This window comes from Variovorax sp. Soil_C_19, from assembly GCF_057657255.1.
This window is the reverse complement of the sequence record NZ_JBDGIV010000005.1, coordinates 390213-409829: the sequence shown is the minus strand read 5'-3', so window position 1 is coordinate 409829 and position 19617 is coordinate 390213. Positions and strand designations below refer to the sequence as shown.

Sequence of the window (19617 nt, the reverse complement as noted above, 5' to 3'; positions counted from 1 at the left end):
TAGCGACAATCGCCGCATGACCCCTTCTTCTTCCGACGCGCCCGCCAACACCCATCCTTACGAGAACCTCACGCCCGACGTGGTGCTCGACGCGCTGGCAACGCTCGGCCTGCACGGCGACGGGCGGCTCACCACGCTCAACTCCTACGAGAACCGGGTCTACCAGGTGTTCCTGGAACAGCCGGCCGCGCATCCGGCCGTGGTGGTCAAGTTCTACCGTCCCGAGCGCTGGAGCGAGGCCGAGATCCTCGAGGAGCACGCCTTCTCGCTCGAACTGGCCGCGGCCGAGGTGCCCGCGGTGGCGCCATTGGCCGTCGACGGCACCACGCTGCACCGCCACGGCGGCTTTGCCTTCAGCGTGAGCCCCTACCGCGGCGGGCGCTCGCCCGAGCTCGACGACTTCGAGGTGCTCGAATGGGTCGGGCGCTTCCTCGCGCGCATCCATACCGTGGGGAGCGCCACGCCCTTCGCGGCGCGGCCTGCGCTCGACCTGCAGACCTTCGGCACCGCCTCGCGCGACTGGCTGCTCGGCAACGACAAGATCCCGCTCGACGTGCAGCGCGACTGGGAAAAGGCCTGCAACGAGGCGCTCGCGATGATCGCGGCCACGCCGCTCGCTGCGGGCAACAGCGCCGGGGCGGACGGGTTCCAACCGCGCAAGCTGCGGCTGCACGGCGACGTGCATCCCGGCAACATCCTCTGGACACCCACCGACCGGCCCGGAGGCGGGCCGCATTTCGTCGACCTCGACGATGCGCGCACCGGCTTTGCCGTGCAGGACCTGTGGATGCTGCTGTCCGGCGAGCGCGCGCAGCGCACGGCGCAGCTGTCGGGCCTGCTCGACGGCTACGAACAGTTCCGCGAATTCGACCGCCGTGAACTCGCGCTGATTGAACCGCTGCGCACGCTGCGGCTCATCCATTACAGCGCCTGGCTCGCGCGCCGCTGGGAAGACCCGATCTTCCCCATCAACTTTCCGTGGTTCGGCTCGAGCGACTACTGGAAAGGCCAGATTCTCGTTCTGCAGGAGCAGTGCGAGCAAATGGCGGAAGAGCCCCTTTACGCCTGATCCGGCACGGCCTCGGCCACGCCCTCCAGCAGCCGCTCGGCCAGCAGGTTGACCGGCCCGCTGCGCCAGACGCCGTAGGCCTCCGACTGCGCGACCGCCCGGTCGAGCGGGCGGAACACCGCGCCGCGCAGCGCCGAATGCCGCATCGCCTGCGGCACCAGCGCCACGCCCAGGCCCTGCGACACCAGCGACACCACCGCGAGCCAGTGGCGCACCTCGTGCCGCACCTCGGGCTGGAAGCCGGCCTCGGCGCAGATCGACAGGATGCGCTCGTGGTAGTCGGGCGAGACCTCGCGCGAGAACAGCACGAAGGGCTGGTCGCGCAGGTCGGACGGCGCCAGCACGCGCTTGCGCGCCAGCGCATGGCCCGAAGGCAGGCAGCAGACGAAGGGCTCGGCCAGCAGCAGCCGGTGCTGCAGTTCGGGCGGCATGCGGCTGGTGTGGACGAAGCCGAGGTCGAGCCGATCGTGCAGCAGCTCCGAGATCTGCATGCCCGAGTTGAGCTCTGCCAGCGTGATGCGCACCGCCGGATGCCGCGCCTGGAACGCGCGCAGCGCCTGCGGCAGGCCACGGTAGAGCATCGCGCCGACGAAGCCGATGCGCAGCCGCCCGGCAGAACCCGCCGCCACGTCGCGCGCCTCGAGCGCGGCCTCCTCGGCCTGGCGCAGCAGCCGCCGCGCCGAGGCGCGCAGCGCATCGCCCGCGGGCGTGAGGCGCACCTCCTTGCTGTTGCGCTCGAACAGCCGCGCACCCACCGACGCTTCGAGCTGGCGGATCGCCACCGACAGCGGCGGCTGCGAAATCGCCAGCCGGCGCGCGGCGCGCCCGAAGTGCAGCTCTTCGGCAAGCACGGAAAAGTAGCGCAGGCGGCGGAGTTCCATGAATAGGAAGATCGAATCGAACAAGACCAATTCGATATTAGACACGGATCGTCGCGGCGCCAACAATGCGGCGAAACAGGAGACACGACGCATGGTCCAGAACGACGACACCGCCGCCCACCCGATCCCCGACCGCCACGGCCAGAACCTCTTCAGCACCGACACCGAGTTGCATGGGCTGCTCGCGCTGTATCTGCCGCCCGACCTACTTGCGCACATGCGCCCGCATTTCGAGCGCCTCGGTGGCCTCGCGGGCGGCACGCTCGACGAATTGGCCGGCACCGCCGACCGCAACCCGCCCACGCTGAAGCAGCGCACGCGCACCGGGCTCGACGAGCAGGCCATCGTCAAGCATCCGGCCTACGTCGAGATGGAGCGCCTTGCGCTGAGCGAATTCGGCCTGGCCGCGATCTCGCACCGCGACGACACGCTGGGCTGGAAAGGCAAGATGCCGCCGCTCGTCAAGTACGCGCTGACCTACCTGTTCGTGCAGGCCGAGTTCGGCCTGTGCTGCCCGGTCTCGATGACCGACTCGCTCACGCGCACGCTGAAGAAGTTCGGCGAGCCCTCGCTGGTGGCGCGGTATCTGCCGCGCCTCACCTCGCTCGACTTCGACGAACTCGCGCAGGGCGCGATGTTCATGACCGAGCAGGCCGCGGGTTCCGACATCGCGGCCACCGCCACGGTGGCGCGCCGCACGGGCGACGGCAGCTGGCGCCTCACGGGCGACAAGTGGTTCTGTTCGAACCCCGACGCCGACTTCGCGATGGTGCTCGCACGCGCCGAAGACGGCGCGCCGGGCATGAAGGGCGTGTCGCTGTTCCTGCTGCCGCGCCGGCTCGACGACGGCCGCCTCAACCACTACCGCATCATCCGCCTGAAGGACAAGCTCGGCACGCGCTCGATGGCGAGCGGCGAGATCCGGCTCGAGGGCGCGGTCGCGTACCTGGTGGGCGATGAAGGCCGCGGCTTCGTGCAGATGGCCGACATGGTCAACAACTCGCGGCTGTCGAACGGCGTGCGCGCCGCGGGCCTGATGCGCCGTGCGGTGGCCGAGGCCGAGTACATCGCCGCCGAGCGCCGCGCCTTCGGCCGCACGCTCGCGCAGATGCCGTTGATGCAGCGCCAACTCGACAAGCTGCGCGTGCCTGCCGAACAGGCACGCACCATGGTGTGCCAGACCGCGCAGGCGCTCGCGCGCTCCGACGCCGGCGAGCCCGACGCCTACGCGCTGCTGCGCATCCTCACGCCGCTCATCAAGTTCCGCGCCTGCCGCGATGCGCGCAAGGTCACGGGCGATGCGATGGAAGTGCGCGGCGGCTGCGGCTACATCGAGGAATGGAGCGATCCGCGGCTGCTGCGCGATGCGCACCTGGGCTCGATCTGGGAAGGCACGAGCAACATCGTGGCGCTCGACGTGATCCGCGCCGTCAAGCGCGAGGGCTCGCTGCCGGTGCTGCGCGCGCACTGCGAGTCGCTGCTCGCCGATGCGGCGCTCGCGCCCGCCTTCGCCGAGGCGCTGCGCGATGCGCTCGCGCGCGCCGCCGCACTCGCCGAGACCGCCGCACGCGAAGAAGGCGGCGAGGCGCTGGCCCGCCAGGCGGCCTCGGCGCTCTACCACTGCACCAGCGCCACCGCGATGGCCTGGGAGGCCGCCCGCACCGGTTCGGCCGACCGCCTGCGCTGGGCACAGCTCGCGCTGCTGCACCGCGTGCTGCCGCGCGACCCGCTCGCGCCCGATGCGGTGCCGGCGGGCTGGAACGCCTGAACAACGCACGCAACAGAACACATCAAACTCAACGGAGACCACCTTGCGCCCCCTCTTTCCCCTTCTCTTTTCCGCCGCGGCCTGCACGCTGATGCTGGCCGCCGCGCCGGCCGCCGCCCAGTCCGGCGACGCCTTTCCGTCCAAGCCTGTCACGCTGGTGGTGCCCTTCCCGCCCGGCGGCCCGACCGATGCCATGGCACGCACGCTAGCGGCCGAGATGAAGGACCGCCTGGGCCAGCCGATGATCGTGGAGAACCGCGCCGGTGCCGGCGGCAACATCGGCGCCGACCACGTGGCGCGCGCCGAGCCCGACGGCCAGACGCTGCTGTTCGGCACCTCGGGGCCGCTTGCGATCAATTCGAGCCTGTACCGCAAGATCAGCTACGACCCGATCAAGAGCTTCGCGCCGGTGATCCAGGTCGGCCACCTGCCGAACATCCTGGTGGTGCACCCGAGCGTGCCCGCGAAGAACGTGCAGGAGCTCGTGGCGTACGCCAAGGCCAACCCCGCCAAGCTCAGCTATGCCTCGTCGGGCAACGGTGCGTCGTCGCACCTCGCGGGCGTGCTGTTCAACTCGGTGGCCGGCACCGACCTGCTGCACGTGCCGTACAAGGGCACCGGCCCGGCGCTCAACGACCTGCTCGGCGGCCAGGTGCAGATGACCTTCACCGACATCCTCACCGCGCTGCCGTACGTGAAGACCGGCAAGCTGCGCGCGCTCGGCGTGGCCACGGCCGCGCGTTCGCAGGCACTGCCCGACGTGCCGACGATCGCCGAGCAGGGCTACAAGGGCTATGACGTGAGCGTGTTCTTCGGCATCGTCGCGCCGGCCGGCACGCCCGCGGACCGCGTCACCAAGCTCAACCAGGCGTTCGCCGAGGTGCTGAACTCGCCCAAGGTCAAGCAGATGTTCGCGGCGCAGGGGCTCGAGCCGGCACCGGATACCTCGCCGCAGCAGCTGGCCCGCTTCATTGCGAGCGAGTCGGTGAAGTGGAAGGGTGTGGTGAAGCAGTCGGGGGCGCAGCTGGATTGATTTGACCGTTGCGGTTCAGGGCGCGATGTCGCCGACGGTGGGCGCCCGGCGTGCGGAGGGAGTACCCGGTGGCCTGCGCACGCACCCCGAACAGCAGCCTGAAAGACAGCAATCACAAGACATGGAGCAAACAATGACCCCGCCTCCCGGCGCCCTCACCGGCATCCGCGTCCTCGACATCTCGCGCATCCTCGGCGGCCCCTACTGCGGCCAGATCCTGGGCGACCATGGCGCCGACGTGCTCAAGATCGAGCCCCCGCAGGGCGACGACACGCGCACCTGGGGCCCGCCCTTCAAGGACGGCGTGGCGTCGTACTACCACGGCCTCAACCGCAACAAGCGCGTGCAGCACCTCGACCTTTCCACCGACGAAGGCCGCGAGGCGCTGCTCGCGCTCGTGGCCGAGGCCGACGTGCTGATCGAGAACTTCAAGGCCGGCACCATGGAACGCTGGGGCATCGGCTTCGACACGCTCTCGCATCGTTTCCCGCGCCTCGTGTGGTGCCGCGTCTCGGGCTTCGGCACCGACGGCCCGCTCGGCGCGCTGCCGGGCTACGACGCCGCCGTGCAGGCCATGACCGGCATCATGAGCATCAACGGCGAGGCCGAGGGCGGTCCATTGCGCGTCGGGCTGCCGGTGGTCGACATGGTCACCGGGCTCAATGCCGTGATCGGCGTGCTGCTCGCGCTGCAGGAGCGCCAGCGCAGCGGCCGCGGGCAGCTGGTGGAGGCGGCGCTCTACGACAGCGGCCTCTCGCTGCTGCATCCGCATGCGGCCAACTGGTTCATGGACGGCACCGCCCCGCGGCGCACCGGCAATGCGCATCCGAACATCTATCCCTACGACGCGCTCGCCACCGGCACCGACCCCGTGTTCGTGGCCGTGGGCAACCACCGGCAGTTCGCGAGCCTGTGCCGCTGCATCGGCCTGCCCGCACTGGCCGACGATCCGCTCTACAGCACGGCCGGCGCGCGCTCGGTGCACCGCGACGGGCTCAAGCAGCAGCTCGAGGCGGCCATGGCCGCCTTCGACGGGCGCGTGCTGGTCGACCAGCTCATGGCCGCCGGCGTGCCCGCCGCGCCCGTGCTGCCGGTGGACGCCGCGCTCACGCATCCGCACACGGCGCATCGCGGCATGGTGGTGGAGATGGAAGGCGGCTACCGCGGCATCGGGGCGCCCGTGAAGCTCGGCCGCACGCCGGCCAGCTACCGCCACGCGCCGCTCACGCCGGGCGAGCGGTTCTTGCCGAAAACTGAAGAAGACGCTTAGTCAGCCGTCAGGGCGCGACCGGGTTGCCGGGGGTGGCGGCATTCCAGACCGGCGCGGCACCGGTCGATACGCGCCGCACCACCACCGGCTGCACCGGCGCCGCCGCGCGGGGTGCGGCGTACGGGTTGTGCAGCACCACGCTCTTGCCAACGCCCACGCCGGTACCGACCGGCCCGACGCCGACCCCCACGCCGGCACTGGCCGAGCCGGTCACGGCGCCGTTGTCGTGCAGCGCCACCCCCGCGCCGAGCGGGCCCCAGCCGGTGTTGAGCCCGACCGAGAAGTTGCCGCCCTTGGTGGCGCCAAGGCCCAGCGAGAGCCCGGGCACCAGCGGAATGCCGAGGCTGTAGTGCGAACAGCCGCCCACCAGGAGCAATGGCATCAGCGCCGCCGCGAAGGCAGCGGCTGCACGCCCGCCGGTGCGCGGCCGGGGCGTCACACCAGAAGCGCGTTGACGCGCCGCACGTAGGCGGCCGGGTCGGCCGGGAGCCCGCCTTCGGCCAGCAGCGCCTGGTCGAACAGGATGTGGGCCAGGTCGTCGAAGTGCGCCGAGCCTTCGAGCTTCTTCACCAGCGCATGGTCGGCGTTGACTTCGAGCACGGGCTTCAGGTCGGGCGCGGGCTGGCCGGCCTGCTTGAGCATGCGCGCGAGCTGCGTGCTCATGCCGCCGTCCTGCACCACCAGGCAGGCCGGCGAGTCGACCAGGCGCGTGGTCACGCGCACATCTTCGGCCTTGTCCTTGAGCGCTTCCTTGAGCTTCTCGAGCATCGGCTTGAACGATTCGGCCGCTTCCTCGGCGGCCTTCTTCTCGGTCTCGTCCTGCAGCTTGCCGAGGTCGACCGCGCCCTTGGCCACGCTCTGCAACGGCGTGCCGTCGAATTCGGTCAGGTAGTTCAGCGCCCACTCGTCGACGCGGTCGGTCATCAAGAGCACTTCGATGCCCTTCTTCTTGAAGACCTCGAGCTGCGGGCTGTTCTTGGCGGCGGCCAGGTTGTCGGCCGTGATGTAGTAGATCGCGTCCTGGCCTTCCTTCATGCGCGCCTTGTAGTCGGCAAAGCTCACGGTCACCCCATCGGTGGTGGTCGAGGCAAAGCGCAGCAGCTTGGCGATGCGGTCGCGGTTGGCGAAGTCTTCGCCCAGGCCTTCCTTCAGCACCGAGCCGAACTCGGCATAGAAGCTGGCGTACTTGCCCGCTGCCTTGGCGTACTCGACGGCGGCTTCGGCGGCCGGCGTGGCGTTCTTGTCGACCACGTCGCTGACATCGTTCAGCCCCTCCGTCGGCTCGGGCGCGGGCACCGATTCGCCCGAGCCCACGTCGATCTTGCCCTCGGCGGCTTCAGGACTGGTCTCCTGCTTCTTGGCCAGGTCTTCGAGCATGCCCAGCACGCGCTTGGTGCTGCCTTCGCGGATCGCCTTCACGTCGCGGCTTTCCTGCAGCAGCTCGCGGCTCACGTTGAGCGGCAGGTCGGACGAGTCGATCACGCCCTTCACGAAGCGCAGGTAGCTCGGCATCAGCGCCTCGGCGTCGTCCATGATGAAGACGCGCTTCACGTAGAGCTTGACGCCCGCGCCCTTGTCGCGGTTCCACAGGTCGAACGGGGCCTTCGAGGGGATGTAGAGCAGCTGCGTGTACTCGGTGCTGCCCTCGACGCGGTTGTGGCTCCAGGCGAGCGGCGACTCGAAGTCGTGGCTGATGGTCTTGTAGAACTCTTCGTACTGCTCGGGCGTGATGTCCTTCTTGGCGCGGCTCCACAGCGCGTTGGCCTTGTTGACCGTTTCCCATTCGCCGGTCTTGACCATGTCGCCGGGCTGGTCGTTCTCGCCTTCCTTCCACTCCTCCTTCTCCATGAGGATGGGCAGCGAGATGTGGTCGGAGTACTTGCCGACGATCTGCTTGAGCTTCCAGGCGTTGAGGTATTCGTCGGCGTCGTCGCGCAGGTGCAGCGTGATGCTGGTGCCGCGCTCGGCGCGCGTGATGTCGTCGACCTCGAAGTCGCCCGCGCCGCCGCTCGTCCAGCGCACGCCCTGCTCGGGCGGGAGGCCCGCGCGGCGCGACTCGACCGTGATCTTGTCGGCCACGATGAAGCCCGAATAGAAGCCCACGCCGAACTGGCCGATGAGCTGTGCGTCGGCCTTCTGGTCGCCGCTGAGCTTGCTCACGAAGTCCTTGGTACCGCTCTTGGCGATGGTGCCGAGGTTGTCGATGGCTTCCTGGCGCGACAGGCCGATGCCGCGGTCGGCGATGGTGATGGTGCGCGCGGCCTTGTCGAACGAAAGGCGCACGTCGAGCTGGGGCTGGTCTTCGTACAGGTCAGGCTGGTCGATGGCCTCGAAGCGCAGCTTGTCGCAGGCGTCCGATGCATTCGAGATCAGCTCGCGCAGGAAGATTTCCTTGTTGGAGTACAGCGCATGCGTCACGAGGTGCAGCAGTTGCGCGACTTCAGCCTGGAATGGGAGTTTTGTATGGGAGGAATCAGCCATGGAAGTGATGAGTATCGAAGCCAAAAAATTCTAAGCCGTGCCGCGTCCGCGCCGCCCGGCCTGCCAACTCTGCGAATTGGGGCCGGTGCATCGGATCACAAGGGCTGCGCCGCATGCCAACTGGTCGTCAGTTCATCGAAAAACCGTCGAATTGTGAACATATTCCGTTCACTGCAAAAAGATTTAACACCTGTCGTCTCCCCTCCCTAGAATCCGCCCGCGCCCGGAGGGGACGCAGGCATTCATCAACATTCGAGGAGAAGAAAAACGTGGAACATAGCACCTACAAAAAGTGGTCGGCGGAGTTCATAGGTACTTTCTGGCTCACGCTCGGCGGCTGCGGCAGCGCGGTGCTGGCGGCGGGTTTTCCGGAACTGGGCATCGGGTTCCTCGGCGTCTCGCTCGCGTTCGGCCTCACGGTGGTGACCGGTGCCTACGCGCTCGGGCCGATCTCGGGCGCGCACTTCAACCCTGCGGTGTCGATCGGCCTCGCAGCCGCGGGGCGCTTCCAGGCCTCGCAGCTCGCGGGCTACATCGTGGCGCAGGTGCTCGGTGCCATCGCGGCCGCGGGCGTGCTGTACCTGATCGCCACCGGCAAGCCCGGCGCCGAGATCGGCGGCTTCGCGACCAACGGCTTCGGCGAGCACTCGCCCGGCAAGTACGGCATGACCGCCGCGCTGGTCTGCGAAGTGGTGCTGACCGCGGTGTTCCTGATCGTGATCCTCGGCGCCACGGCCAAGCGCGCGGCCGGTGGCTTCGCGGGCCTGGCCATCGGCCTGTGCCTGACGCTGATCCACCTGATCTCGATCCCCGTGACCAACACCTCGGTCAACCCCGCGCGCAGCACCGGCCCGGCGCTGTTCGGGCCGTCGTATGCGGTGTCGGAGCTGTGGCTGTTCTGGGTCGCGCCGATCGCCGGCGCGGTCATCGGCGCGGTGATCTACCGCGCGCTGTTCGCCAGCCAGGACGACTGACCGACCGGCCCCGGGCTGGGCCGGGGCTCAGAACTTTTCGTGCGGCGCCAGGTAGCGCCACTGCCCCACTGGCAGGTTGCCGAGCATCACCTTGCCGATGCGCACGCGCTTGAGGCCCACCACCTTCAGGCCGACCAGCTCGCACATGCGGCGGATCTGGCGCTTCTTGCCCTCGGTGAGCACGAAGCGCAGCTGCTCGGGGTTCTGCCACTCGACCCGCGCCGGCTTGAGCGGCTGGCCGTCCAGGCTCAGGCCGTGGCGCAGCCGGGCGAGCATGGCGGGCGGAAACACCGCCTGCACATTGCTGGTGACCGGGTCGTCGTCGTCCAGGCGCACCAGCTGCCCGGTGGGCGCGGGCTGGCCGAGGCCGTGCCAGGCCACGCGCACCAGGTATTCCTTCTCCATCACCGAGTCTTCGCCGATCAGCTGGCGCGCGATGCGCCCGTCCTGCGTCATCACGAGCAGGCCGGTCGAATCGATGTCGAGCCGCCCGCAGGGCGCCAGGCCACGCAACTGCTGCGGGCTGAAGAAGAAGCGGGTGTTGTCCTCGGCCCAGCGGTTGGGCGGCGTGAACAGCGTGACCGCCGGCTCGTGCCCGTCTTCGGCCTGCGCGCTCACATAGCCGATGGGCTTGTGGATCAGGATGGTGACCTGGTTCGCCTGCTGGCCCTTGGCCGCCTTGTCGACCTCGATGCGGTCGGACGGCGTGACCTTCACGCCCATCTCGGCCGGCTTGCCGTTGACGCGCACCCAGCCCTGGGCAATCCAGTCGTCGGCCTCGCGGCGCGAGCACAGGCCGAGTTCGGCCATGCGTTTGTTGAGGCGGACGGGTGCGGCGGCGGTGTCGGTCATGTCGCGGCATTTTCGCCCATGGGCGATGTCTCCCGGATGTGTCTCATTGCATCGCCATAATGCGCCCGAACCCGCATGACCAAAATCCTGATCCTCAGTGTGAGCGCCGGCAATGGCCATGTGCGTGCCGCGCAAGCCCTCGAAGCCGCCGTGCAGGCGGCGCCGCCGCACAGCGCGGTCCACATCGATGCCATGGCGCACGTCACGGCGGGCTTTCGCAAGGTGTACACCGACTGGTACCTCCAGCTGGTGAACCGCGCGCCCGACCTGTGGTCGTACCTGCACCAGCGCACCGATGCCACGCCGCACCATGCGCTGTCGCAGCGGCTGCGCCGGGGCATCGAGCGGCTGAGCACGGTCGCGCTGGCGCGCGAGCTGCACCGCGAGAAGCCCGGCGCGGTGATCTGCACGCACTTCCTGCCGGCCGAGCTGCTGATGCGCGAGCGCAACCGCGGCCGCATCGACTGCCCGGTGTGGCTGCAGATCACCGACTACGACCTGCACAACATGTGGCTGGTGCCGGGCATGACGGGCTATCTGGCCGCCACCGACGAGGTGGCTTTTCGCCTGCGTGCGCGCGGCATTCCGCCCGAGCGCATCCACGTGACGGGCATTCCGGTGATGCCGGGCTTCTCGGGGACGGAGGCATTGGCGCGCGACGCCTCGGTCGCGGCGCTCGGGCTCGATCCTGCGCGGCCGGTGTTGCTGATGGCATCGGGCGGGGCCGGCGTGGGCGACCTGCCGAGCATGGTCGAGCGCGTGCTGGGGCTCGGCGGCGGCGGCAACGGCAACAACGGCGACGACACGGGCTTCCAGGTGATTGCCGTCGCCGGCCGCAATGCCGAGGCGCATGCCCGGCTGCAGGCGCTGGCCGCGCGGCACCCGGGGCGCGTGGCCGCCATCGGCTTCACGAGCGAGATGCACCGGCTCATGGCCGCGGCCGACCTCGTGGTGACCAAGCCCGGCGGCCTCACGGTGTCGGAATGCCTGGCGCTCGGCAAGCCGATGCTGCTGATCTCGCCGATCCCGGGACAGGAAGAACACAACGCCGGCTTCCTGATGGAAGAAGGCGCGGCCTGGCTCGCCTACGACGCCATCGGCCTCGACTACAAGGTGGCGCGGCTCATGGCCGATCCGTCCCGGCTCGCGGCCATGGCCGCACGCAGCCGCGCGCTCGGCAAGCCGCACGCGGCGGCCGCCGTGCTGTGCCACGTGCTGGGTCACCCGGCCAGCGACGACGACCAATGAACCCCATGCACAGCAAAAGCAGCAACAGCACCGCGCAGGAAAAGACGGGCATCGCCCGCACGATCGGCTATCTCGCCTGGGTCGTCGTGATGGCCTTCTTCTTCGCCAATGCCGAGATCCAGATCGAAGGCGGCGCGGGCTGGGCCACGTCGCTGCCGACCTGGCGCATCGAGAACAGCATCTGGCTCGACCTGTTCTGGGGCGGCCGCGCAATGACGGGCTACCACGCCTGGGTGTTCACCTTCATGGCGCTGGTGTTCTTTGCGCCGCTGGCCTTCAACGGCCGCTGGACCTGGCGCGACGCGGGCCTGGCGGTCGTCGGCCTGATCGTGTTCTGGGTCTGCGAAGACTTCCTCTGGTTCATGATCAACCCGGCCTTCGGCTGGGAACGCTTCAACCCGGTAGATGCGTCCTGGCACAAGCACTGGCTGTGGGGCGCGCCGGTGGACTACTGGGGCGGGCTGGCGGTGGCGCTGGTCATCCTGGTGGTGCGGCACCGGCCGCGCACGGTGGCTTCCGGGGTGTCCTGAAGGCGCCTGCAGCCGGCGCGAGCCGCTCCTATACTGGCCGCCCGTGGCCCTCGGCCATGCCAACAAAGGGCTGTTCCATGGCACTGCAACTGCGCTCGCTCATCCGCGCCAACGGCGAACTCGAACTCTCGCTGCACGACGAACCCATTCCCGAACCGCAGCCGCACGAGGTGGTGATCCGCATCGAGGCTTCGCCGATGAATCCGTCGGACCTCGGCCTGCTGTTCGGCGCGGCCGACATGGGCACGGCCAAGGTCTCGGGCACGCCCGAGCGGCCGGTCGTCACCGCCACCGTGCCCGAGCGCGCGATGCCCGCGATGGCCGGGCGGCTCGACCAATCGATGCCGGTCGGCAACGAAGGCGCGGGCGTGGTGGTCAAGGCCGGAGCATCGCCCGCGGCGCAGGCGCTGCTGGGCAAGACGGTGGCGGCCATCGGCGGCGCGATGTATGCGCAGTACCGCGCGGTGGCCGCGGCCCAGTGCCTGGCACTGCCCGAGGGCACGGCACCGGCCGAAGGCGCATCCTGCTTCGTGAACCCGCTGACCTCGCTCGGCATGGTCGAGACGATGCGCCGCGAAGGGCACAAGGCGCTGGTGCACACCGCGGCGGCGTCCAACCTCGGTCAGATGCTCAATCGCATCTGCCAGAAGGACGGCATCGCGCTGGTCAACATCGTGCGCAAGCCAGAGCAAGAGGCGCTGCTGCGCGGCATGGGCGCAAAGTACGTGTGCAGCACGGGCTCGCCGACCTTCATCGAAGACCTGACGCAGGCGCTGGTCGAGACCGGCGCGACGCTGGCGTTCGACGCCACGGGCGGCGGCAAGCTCGCGGGCCAGATTCTCGGCTGCATGGAAGCGGCGCTCAACCGCACGGCCAAGGAATACAGCCGCTACGGCTCGACCACGCACAAGCAGGTCTACATCTACGGCGGCCTCGACCGCGGGCCGACGGAGTTCGTGCGCAACTTCGGCATGGCCTGGGGCATGGGCGGATGGCTGCTGTTTCCGTTCCTGCAGAAGATCGGCGACGAAGGTGCTGCGCGGCTCAAGGCGCGCGTGGTGGCCGAGTTGAAGACCACGTTCGCGAGCCACTACACGCGCGAGGTGTCGCTGCACGAGGCGCTGCGGCTCGATGCGATTGCGGTGTATGCGAAGCAGGCTACGGGGGAGAAGTTTCTGCTGGTGCCTAACAAGGGCTTGAACTGACCTTTGGCTGTTTGGAGAGCGCGCCCGGCATGCGGTACGGCGCTTGTCGAGTGTTTGGCGCCGTCGGCCCTCACCCCAACCCTCTCCCGGAGGGAGAGGGAGCCCCCCGGACTCAGACCACGAGCCGGTAGCCCACAGCCGTTTCCGTCAACAGGTGCCGCGGCTGCGCCGGATCGGCTTCGAGCTTCTGACGCAGGTGGCCCATGTAGATGCGCACGTAGTGGCCATGGTCGGTGTGCGACGGACCCCACACCTCGCGCAGCAGCTGGCGCTGGGTAAGCACGCGGCCGGCGTTGGCGACGAGGACCGAAAGCAGGCGGTATTCGGTGGGCGTCAGGTGCACCTCGGTGCCGGCGCGGCGGACCAGGCGCGCGGCGCGGTCGAGCTCGACCTCGCCGAAACGGAACAGCGGCGCTTCGGCGGGGTCGTCGCCGCTGCCGTTCGCGTGGCGCGGGCGGCGCAGGTTGGCGCGCACGCGCGCGAGCAGCTCGCCGGTGCCGAAGGGCTTGGTCAGGTAGTCGTCGGCGCCGGCGTCGAGCGCGGCGATCTTGTCGGCTTCGTCGCTGCGCGCCGACAGCACGATGATCGGCACCGCCGACCAGCCGCGCACGTCGCGGATCAGCGCCACGCCATCGCCGTCGGGCAGGCCGAGGTCGAGCACGAGCAGGTCGGGCTGGCGCGTGCCGGCCGCGGCGAGGCCGTCGCGCAGCGTGCCGGCTTCGTGCACCTGCCAGCCTTCGGCCTCGAGCGCGCCGCGCACGAAGCGGCGGATCTGCGGCTCGTCCTCGATCACGATGGCGGTGGGCGACGGCATGAGAAGGGAACGGCGGTGTTCAAAGGGCGGCTTCGGCCGGCTCGGGGGGTTCGCGGCGCGGCAGCCGGACGGTGAATTCTGCGCCGCCGCCGCCCGGCGCGTTGCGCGCGGCGATCTCGCCGCCGTGCGCATTCACCACCGCGCGGCAGATGGCCAGGCCGAGGCCGACGCCGGGGGTCGCCGATTCGGCGTTGCCGCGCGTGAACTTGTCGAACAGCGTGTGCTCGCGCCCTGCGAGCGCGGCCGGCAGGCCGGGGCCGTGGTCGCGCACCGAGAGCACCAGCAAGCCGGGTTCGGCGCGCGCGCCCACGACGATCGGCGGGGCGCCGTAGCGGGCCGCGTTCTCGAGCAGGTTGACCAGCACGCGCTCGATCAGCACCGCGTCGAACTCGACCAGCGGCAGCCCGGGCGCGAGCGCGGTCTGCACCGCGGTGCCGCCGAGCGCGGTGCGCGCCGCGCGAATGCCCGAGCCGACCACCTCCTCGACCGACTGCCAGTCGCGCCGCAGGTTCACCGCGCCGCCCGCGAGGCCGCTTTCGAGCCGCGCCATGTCGAGCAGGTTGTTGACCAGCGCATGCAGCTCGTGCGCCTGCGCCACGATGGCACGCGCGGCCTCGGCATGTTCGTCGGGCGGCAGCGCCTGCAGCGATTCGGCGAGCGCGATCAGCGCGGTGAGCGGCGTGCGCACGTCGTGCGAAATGGCGCCGAGCAGCGCATTGCGCAGGCGCTCCGATTCCATCTCGACCACGGCCTGCTGCGCGACCTCGACGTAGTGCACGCGCTCGAGCGCGATCGCGATCTGCCGGGCCAGGGTCTGGAGCTGCTGCGCCTGCTCGGGAATCAGCAGCCAGCGCGGCTGCGCGGGCGACAGCGCGAGCACGCCGCGCACGCGCATGGGCGCCTGCAGCGGCACGTAGTGCCAGGGCTGCGCCGCGAGCGTGGCGGTGCCGAGGCCGGCGGGCTGGCCGTGGCGAAAGGCCCAGTCGGCCACCTGCAGGTCGAAGCCTTCGGGCGGCGCGTGGGGCGGCACCAGCTGGTCGGCGGCATCGGTGGCCAGCACCAGCGCATGGCCGCCGAAATGGCCCTGCACGGCGGCGGCGCCGAGCGCCACGACCTGCGCGCTCTCGAGCGCCGCCGAGAGCTCGCGCGTGAGCTCGAACAGCGATCGCGCGCGCCGCTCGCGGCTGGTCGACACGCCCGCGGCGAAGCGCAGTCCGACCGTGAGCTGGCCCACCAGCAGGCCGACGCCGAGCATGATCACGAAGGTCAGCAGGTACTGCAGGTCGCTCACCGCGAGCGACAGGCGCGGCGGCACGAAGAAGTAGTCGAACGCGGCGACGTTGAGCAGCGCCGTGAGCGCCGATGGACCCCGCCCGAAGCGCATCGCGATGCCGACCACGCCCGGCAGGAACAGCATCACGATGTTGGCGATGTCCAGCACGTTGGCCAGCGGCATGCAGACCAGCGTGAGCGCCACGCTCGTGGCCGCGGCCCAGGCATAGCCGCGCCAGTGGACCGGTGGGTCGTCCTGCGCCGCGTCGGCCGCGAGCAGGCCGCCGATGGGCGCGCGCGGCAGCCGCCGCGCGCTGTCGGCATGGCCGGCCTCGAGGATGTCGAGTGCGGGTGCGCGCTGCGCGAGTGCACGCGCCAGCGGCACGCCGCCGAACGGCCACCACCCGCGGCGCCAGCGCGCCGGCTGCGCGGGACGCCCGAGCACCAGCGTGGCGCAGTTGAGCCGGCGCGCCTGCGCGGCCAGCTGCTCGGCCACGTCGGCGCCCGTGAGCACCGCGGTGGCCGCGCCCAGTTGCTCGGCCAGCTTGAGCACCGCGAGCACGCGGTCGCGCGCATCGCTCGCGAGCCGCTGCAGCCGCGGCGTCTCGACGTAGGCCGCATGCCAGCGCACGTTGAGCTGGCCCGCGAGCCGCGCCGCCGTGCGCACCGTCTGCGCCGCATCCTCGTGCGGCTCGACGCAGGCGAGGATCGCGCCCGAGGTGTTCCAGGCCTGCAGCGCAGCGGCACCCGTGCCGCGGCCCGCGGGGCCCGACTGCTCCACGCGCCAGCCGCGCACGTCGTCTTCCACGTGCTCGGCGGTGCGGCGCAAGGCGATCTCGCGCAGCGCGATCAGGTTGCCCTTGCGAAAGAAGTTCTGCGCCGCGCGCTCGGCCACGTTCTCGCCGTGGCGCGGCAGGTAGACCTTGCCGGCCGCGAGCCGCGCCGTGAGCTCGTCGGGCGTCGCATCGACCAGCACCACCTCGTCGGCCTCGTCGAGCACCGTGTCGGGCACCGTCTCGTGCACGCGGATGCCCGTGATCGCGCCGACCGTGCCGTTGAGGCTTTCGAGGTGCTGCACGTTGAGCGCCGACCAGACTTCGATGCCCGCGGCCAGCAGCTCCTGCACGTCCTGCCAGCGCTTGGCATGGCGGGAGCCGGGCGCGTTGGTGTGGGCCAGCTCGTCGACCAGCAGCACCGCGGGCCGGTGCGCGAGCGCGGCGTCGAGGTCGAACTCGGCGAGCCGGCGGCCGCGGTGGTCCACCTCGCGCAGCGGCAGCACGGGCAGGCCCGCGAGCAGCGCGGCGGTCTCGCTGCGGCCATGGGTTTCGGCCACGCCGACCAGCAGGTCGCGGCCTGCGGCGTGCTCGCGCTGGGCGGCGCTGAGCATGGCCCAGGTCTTGCCGACGCCGGCGCAGGCGCCGAAATAGATGCGCAGCTTGCCGCGCTGCGCCCGCGCCGCGTCGCTGCGCAGTTGCGCAAGCAGGGCGTCGGGGTCGGGGCGGGCGTCGGGCATGGCGGGGCGTGCAGGTTATCGCATGGCGTCGAGCGCCAGGTCGAGTGCCAGGTTCAGGGCCAGCACATTGACGCGCGGCTCGCCCAAGATGCCCCAGAGCGGCCCTTCGGTGTGCCGCGCGACGAGTGCATCGACCTGCGCCGGCGGCAGGCCGCGCAGCCGGGCGACGCGCGCGGCCTGGTAATGCGCGGCCGCCGGGCTGATGTGCGGGTCGAGCCCGCTGGCGGACGTGGTCACCAGGTCGACCGGCACCGGCGCGGTGTTGCCGGGGTCGGCGGCGCGCAAAGCCGCGATGCGTGTGCTGACCGCATCAATGAGCGCCGGGTTGAGCGGCCCGAGGTTCGCGCCGCCCGAGGCGCTCGCGTTGTAGGGCTGCGGCGCGGTGACCGAGGGCCGGCCCCAGAAGTGCCGCGGATCGGTGAATTGCTGGCCGACGAGCGCGGAGCCCACGGGCTGGCCGTCGCGCAGCACGAGGCTGCCCGCCGCCTGGGCGGGAAACAGCGCCTGCGCGGCGCCGGTGACGGCGAGCGGATACACCACGCCGGTGAGCGCGCCCAGCAATGCGAAGAGCACGAGCGCGGGACGAAGGATGTTGTTCATGATGAAGAGCGCCTCAGACGAAGTGGACGGCCGCGAGCAGCCAGTCGATCAGCTTGATGCCGATGAAGGGAACGATGAGCCCGCCGAGCCCGTAGACCGCGAGGTTGCGCCGCAGCAGCGCGGCCGCGCCCACGGGCCGGTAGCGCACGCCGCGCAGCGCGAGCGGGATCAGGAATACGATCACGAGCGCATTGAAGATCACCGCCGACAGCACGGCCGACGACGGGCTCGCGAGCCGCATCACGTTGAGCGCGCCGAGCTGCGGATAGGTCGAGACGAAGATCGCCGGAATGATCGCGAAGTACTTCGCCACGTCGTTCGCGATCGAGAAGGTGGTGAGCGAACCGCGCGTCATCAAGAGCGCCTTGCCGGTCTCCACCACCTCGAGCAACTTGGTCGGGTTGGAGTCGAGGTCGACCATGTTGCCGGCCTCCTTCGCGGCCTGCGTGCCGCTGCCCATCGCGACCGCCACGTCGGCCTGCGCGAGCGCCGGCGCATCGTTGGTGCCGTCGCCGGTCATGGCCACGAGGCGGCCCTCGGCCTGGTAGGTGCGGATCAGCGCGAGCTTGTCCTCGGGCGTGGCCTCGGCAAGGAAGTCGTCCACGCCGGCCTCGGCCGCGATGGCGGCGGCCGTGAGCCGGTTGTCGCCCGTGATCATCACCGTGCGGATGCCCATGCGGCGCAGCTCGGCGAAGCGCTCCTTGATGCCGGCCTTGACGATGTCCTTGAGCTCGACCACGCCGAGCACCCGGTCGCCCTCGGCCACCGCGAGCGGCGTGCTGCCGCGCCGCGCGGCCTCGTCGGCGGCGCGCAGCACCTCGGGCGGCACGCGCCCGCCGAGCGCCTCGACATGCCGGCGCACCGCGTCGACCGCGCCCTTGCGCAGCACAACGGCATCGGCGTCGAGGCTGGTCGGTGCGGCGGGCAGGTCGACGCCGCTCATGCGGGTCTGCGCGGTGAACGGGATGAAGCGCACACCTTCCACCGCCGCACTACCGAGCCCCTCGCGGCGCGCGAGCTCGACGATGCTGCGCCCCTCGGGCGTTTCGTCGGCCAGCGAGGCCAGCATGGCGGCCCGCGCCAGCCGCGCCTTGGTCACGCCCGGTGCGGGCAGGAAGGCGCTGGCCTGGCGGTTGCCGTGCGTGATGGTGCCGGTCTTGTCGAGCAGCAGCACGTCGACGTCGCCGGCCGCCTCGACCGCGCGGCCCGAGGTGGCGATCACGTTGGCCTGCATCATGCGGCTCATGCCGGCCACGCCCACGGCCGAGAGCAGCCCGCCGATGGTGGTCGGGATCAGGCACACCAGCAGCGCCACCAGCGCGGTGAGCGACACCACCGTGCCCGCACCCGCGGCCTCGACGCTGAAGACCGAGAATGGCAGCAGCGTGACGGTGACCATGAGGAACACCAGCGTGAGCGCCACCAGCAGGATGGTCAGCGCCACCTCGTTCGGCGTCTTCTGCCGGCGTGCGGCCTCGACCATGCCGATCATGCGGTCGAGGAACGATTCGCCGGGGTTCACCGCGATGCGCACCACGAGCCAGTCGGACAGCACGCGCGTGCCGCCGGTCACGGCCGAGAAGTCGCCGCCCGATTCACGCACCACGGGCGCCGATTCGCCGGTGATGGCGCTCTCGTCGACCGAGGCCACGCCTTCGATGACTTCGCCGTCGAGCGGGACCACGTCACCGGCCTCGACGAGCACGACGTCGCCACGGCGCAGGTTCGGCGCCTGCTCCGGCAGCCACGCGCTGCCATGCTGCGGCGCCTGCAGCTTCTTGGCCCAGGTGTCCTTGCGCAAACCGCGCAGCGAGGCGGCCTGCGCCTTGCTGCGGCCCTCGGCCAGTGCCTCGGCGAAGTTGGCGAACAGCACGGTGAACCACAGCCACACCGTCACGGCCAGCACGAAGCCGGGCTTCATGCCGGTGTCTCCCGGAAAGCCCAGCGAATGAATCCAGAGCAGCGTCGTGAGGATGCTGCCGATGTAGACGATGAACATCACCGGGTTGCGCCATTGCACGCGCGGGTCGAGCTTGGCGAAGGCGGCCCACAGCGCGGGCTTCAGGAGCGACGCGTCGAGCAGCGAGAGAGGGGAAGTCATGGTGCG

General features: G+C 70.5%; 16 protein-coding genes. 8 read left to right on the top strand and 8 right to left on the bottom strand.

Features of this window, described 5'->3' with window-relative positions; genetic code table 11:
* The first annotated feature begins 16 nt into the window (after positions 1 to 16).
* Positions 17 to 1069, top strand: coding sequence for a serine/threonine protein kinase (locus AC3A6R_RS14160; RefSeq protein ID WP_487864654.1), 1053 nt, complete (start codon positions 17 to 19; stop codon positions 1067 to 1069).
* On the opposite strand, the gene AC3A6R_RS14155 is transcribed toward AC3A6R_RS14160, so the two are convergent.
* The gene (locus AC3A6R_RS14155; protein ID WP_487864653.1) at positions 1060 to 1950 is read right to left on the bottom strand and encodes a LysR family transcriptional regulator; all 891 of its coding nucleotides are present in this window, start codon (positions 1948 to 1950) and stop codon (positions 1060 to 1062) included. The genes AC3A6R_RS14160 and AC3A6R_RS14155 overlap by 10 nt on opposite strands.
* A gap of 91 nt (positions 1951 to 2041) precedes the next feature.
* On the opposite strand from AC3A6R_RS14155, the gene AC3A6R_RS14150 reads away from it, so the two are divergent.
* From AC3A6R_RS14150 to AC3A6R_RS14140, 3 genes are all read left to right on the top strand, one after another.
* On the top strand, positions 2042 to 3718 hold the full coding sequence (locus AC3A6R_RS14150) for an acyl-CoA dehydrogenase family protein (protein WP_487864652.1): 1677 nt from the start codon (positions 2042 to 2044) through the stop codon (positions 3716 to 3718).
* A gap of 91 nt (positions 3719 to 3809) precedes the next feature.
* Complete coding sequence (locus tag AC3A6R_RS14145; protein ID WP_487861095.1) at positions 3810 to 4751, top strand: Bug family tripartite tricarboxylate transporter substrate binding protein; 942 nt, start codon at positions 3810 to 3812, stop codon at positions 4749 to 4751.
* A gap of 133 nt (positions 4752 to 4884) precedes the next feature.
* Positions 4885 to 6021: a CaiB/BaiF CoA transferase family protein gene (locus AC3A6R_RS14140; protein ID WP_487864651.1), complete on the top strand. Its 1137-nt coding sequence runs from the start codon at positions 4885 to 4887 to the stop codon at positions 6019 to 6021.
* A 7-nt stretch (positions 6022 to 6028) separates the two neighbouring features.
* On the opposite strand, the gene AC3A6R_RS14135 is transcribed toward AC3A6R_RS14140, so the two are convergent.
* Positions 6029 to 6403, bottom strand: a complete 375-nt coding sequence (locus AC3A6R_RS14135) for a hypothetical protein (RefSeq protein WP_487864650.1) — start codon at positions 6401 to 6403, stop codon at positions 6029 to 6031.
* Between the two features lie 53 nt (positions 6404 to 6456).
* Positions 6457 to 8502: a molecular chaperone HtpG gene (gene htpG, locus AC3A6R_RS14130; RefSeq protein WP_487864649.1), complete on the bottom strand. Its 2046-nt coding sequence runs from the start codon at positions 8500 to 8502 to the stop codon at positions 6457 to 6459.
* A gap of 269 nt (positions 8503 to 8771) precedes the next feature.
* On the opposite strand from htpG, the gene aqpZ reads away from it, so the two are divergent.
* The gene (gene aqpZ, locus AC3A6R_RS14125) at positions 8772 to 9476 is read left to right on the top strand and encodes an aquaporin Z (RefSeq protein WP_487861036.1); all 705 of its coding nucleotides are present in this window, start codon (positions 8772 to 8774) and stop codon (positions 9474 to 9476) included.
* Positions 9477 to 9503: 27 nt separating this feature from the next.
* Here aqpZ and AC3A6R_RS14120 read toward each other — a convergent pair whose 3' ends face one another.
* On the bottom strand, positions 9504 to 10328 hold the full coding sequence (locus AC3A6R_RS14120) for a pseudouridine synthase (RefSeq protein ID WP_487864648.1): 825 nt from the start codon (positions 10326 to 10328) through the stop codon (positions 9504 to 9506).
* Between the two features lie 75 nt (positions 10329 to 10403).
* Between AC3A6R_RS14120 and AC3A6R_RS14115 the strand changes: the two genes are divergently transcribed.
* From AC3A6R_RS14115 to AC3A6R_RS14105, 3 genes are all read left to right on the top strand, one after another.
* Positions 10404 to 11576 (top strand): MGDG synthase family glycosyltransferase, encoded by a 1173-nt coding sequence (locus tag AC3A6R_RS14115; protein ID WP_487864647.1) that lies wholly within the window; start codon positions 10404 to 10406, stop codon positions 11574 to 11576.
* Between the two features lie 5 nt (positions 11577 to 11581).
* Complete coding sequence (locus tag AC3A6R_RS14110) at positions 11582 to 12106, top strand: hypothetical protein (protein WP_487864646.1); 525 nt, start codon at positions 11582 to 11584, stop codon at positions 12104 to 12106.
* Between the two features lie 77 nt (positions 12107 to 12183).
* Positions 12184 to 13311 (top strand): zinc-binding dehydrogenase, encoded by a 1128-nt coding sequence (locus AC3A6R_RS14105; RefSeq protein ID WP_487864645.1) that lies wholly within the window; start codon positions 12184 to 12186, stop codon positions 13309 to 13311.
* A 112-nt stretch (positions 13312 to 13423) separates the two neighbouring features.
* On the opposite strand, the gene kdpE is transcribed toward AC3A6R_RS14105, so the two are convergent.
* From kdpE to kdpB, 4 genes are read right to left on the bottom strand one after another with little or no spacing between them, the layout of a single operon-like run.
* Positions 13424 to 14125 (bottom strand): two-component system response regulator KdpE, encoded by a 702-nt coding sequence (kdpE, locus tag AC3A6R_RS14100; protein ID WP_487864644.1) that lies wholly within the window; start codon positions 14123 to 14125, stop codon positions 13424 to 13426.
* 19 nt (positions 14126 to 14144) lie between these two features.
* A complete protein-coding gene (locus tag AC3A6R_RS14095; RefSeq protein WP_487864643.1) occupies positions 14145 to 16910 on the bottom strand; it encodes a DUF4118 domain-containing protein in 2766 nt (921 codons plus the stop codon).
* Positions 16911 to 16925: 15 nt separating this feature from the next.
* Positions 16926 to 17510, bottom strand: a complete 585-nt coding sequence (gene kdpC / locus AC3A6R_RS14090) for a potassium-transporting ATPase subunit KdpC (RefSeq protein WP_487864642.1) — start codon at positions 17508 to 17510, stop codon at positions 16926 to 16928.
* Between the two features lie 13 nt (positions 17511 to 17523).
* Positions 17524 to 19611 (bottom strand): potassium-transporting ATPase subunit KdpB, encoded by a 2088-nt coding sequence (gene kdpB / locus AC3A6R_RS14085; RefSeq protein WP_487864641.1) that lies wholly within the window; start codon positions 19609 to 19611, stop codon positions 17524 to 17526.
* Between the last annotated feature and the right edge of the window lie 6 nt (positions 19612 to 19617).

Excerpts from the sequence above, each read along its gene's own strand:
- AC3A6R_RS14150 (WP_487864652.1), top strand. The coding sequence starts at position 2,042 with ATGGTCCAGAACGACGACACCGCCGCCCACCCGATCCCCGACCGCCAC.
- AC3A6R_RS14120 (WP_487864648.1), bottom strand. The coding sequence starts at position 10,328 with ATGACCGACACCGCCGCCGCACCCGTCCGCCTCAACAAACGCATGGCC.
- AC3A6R_RS14135 (WP_487864650.1), bottom strand. The coding sequence starts at position 6,403 with ATGCCATTGCTCCTGGTGGGCGGCTGTTCGCACTACAGCCTCGGCATT.
- AC3A6R_RS14140 (WP_487864651.1), top strand. The coding sequence starts at position 4,885 with ATGACCCCGCCTCCCGGCGCCCTCACCGGCATCCGCGTCCTCGACATC.
- AC3A6R_RS14155 (WP_487864653.1), bottom strand. The coding sequence starts at position 1,950 with ATGGAACTCCGCCGCCTGCGCTACTTTTCCGTGCTTGCCGAAGAGCTG.
- AC3A6R_RS14110 (WP_487864646.1), top strand. The coding sequence starts at position 11,582 with ATGCACAGCAAAAGCAGCAACAGCACCGCGCAGGAAAAGACGGGCATC.
- AC3A6R_RS14160 (WP_487864654.1), top strand. The coding sequence starts at position 17 with ATGACCCCTTCTTCTTCCGACGCGCCCGCCAACACCCATCCTTACGAG.
- AC3A6R_RS14095 (WP_487864643.1), bottom strand. The coding sequence starts at position 16,910 with ATGCCCGACGCCCGCCCCGACCCCGACGCCCTGCTTGCGCAACTGCGC.
- AC3A6R_RS14105 (WP_487864645.1), top strand. The coding sequence starts at position 12,184 with ATGGCACTGCAACTGCGCTCGCTCATCCGCGCCAACGGCGAACTCGAA.
- kdpE (WP_487864644.1), bottom strand. The coding sequence starts at position 14,125 with ATGCCGTCGCCCACCGCCATCGTGATCGAGGACGAGCCGCAGATCCGC.
- AC3A6R_RS14145 (WP_487861095.1), top strand. The coding sequence starts at position 3,810 with ATGCTGGCCGCCGCGCCGGCCGCCGCCCAGTCCGGCGACGCCTTTCCG.
- kdpB (WP_487864641.1), bottom strand. The coding sequence starts at position 19,611 with ATGACTTCCCCTCTCTCGCTGCTCGACGCGTCGCTCCTGAAGCCCGCG.
- kdpC (WP_487864642.1), bottom strand. The coding sequence starts at position 17,510 with ATGAACAACATCCTTCGTCCCGCGCTCGTGCTCTTCGCATTGCTGGGC.
- AC3A6R_RS14115 (WP_487864647.1), top strand. The coding sequence starts at position 10,404 with ATGACCAAAATCCTGATCCTCAGTGTGAGCGCCGGCAATGGCCATGTG.
- htpG (WP_487864649.1), bottom strand. The coding sequence starts at position 8,502 with ATGGCTGATTCCTCCCATACAAAACTCCCATTCCAGGCTGAAGTCGCG.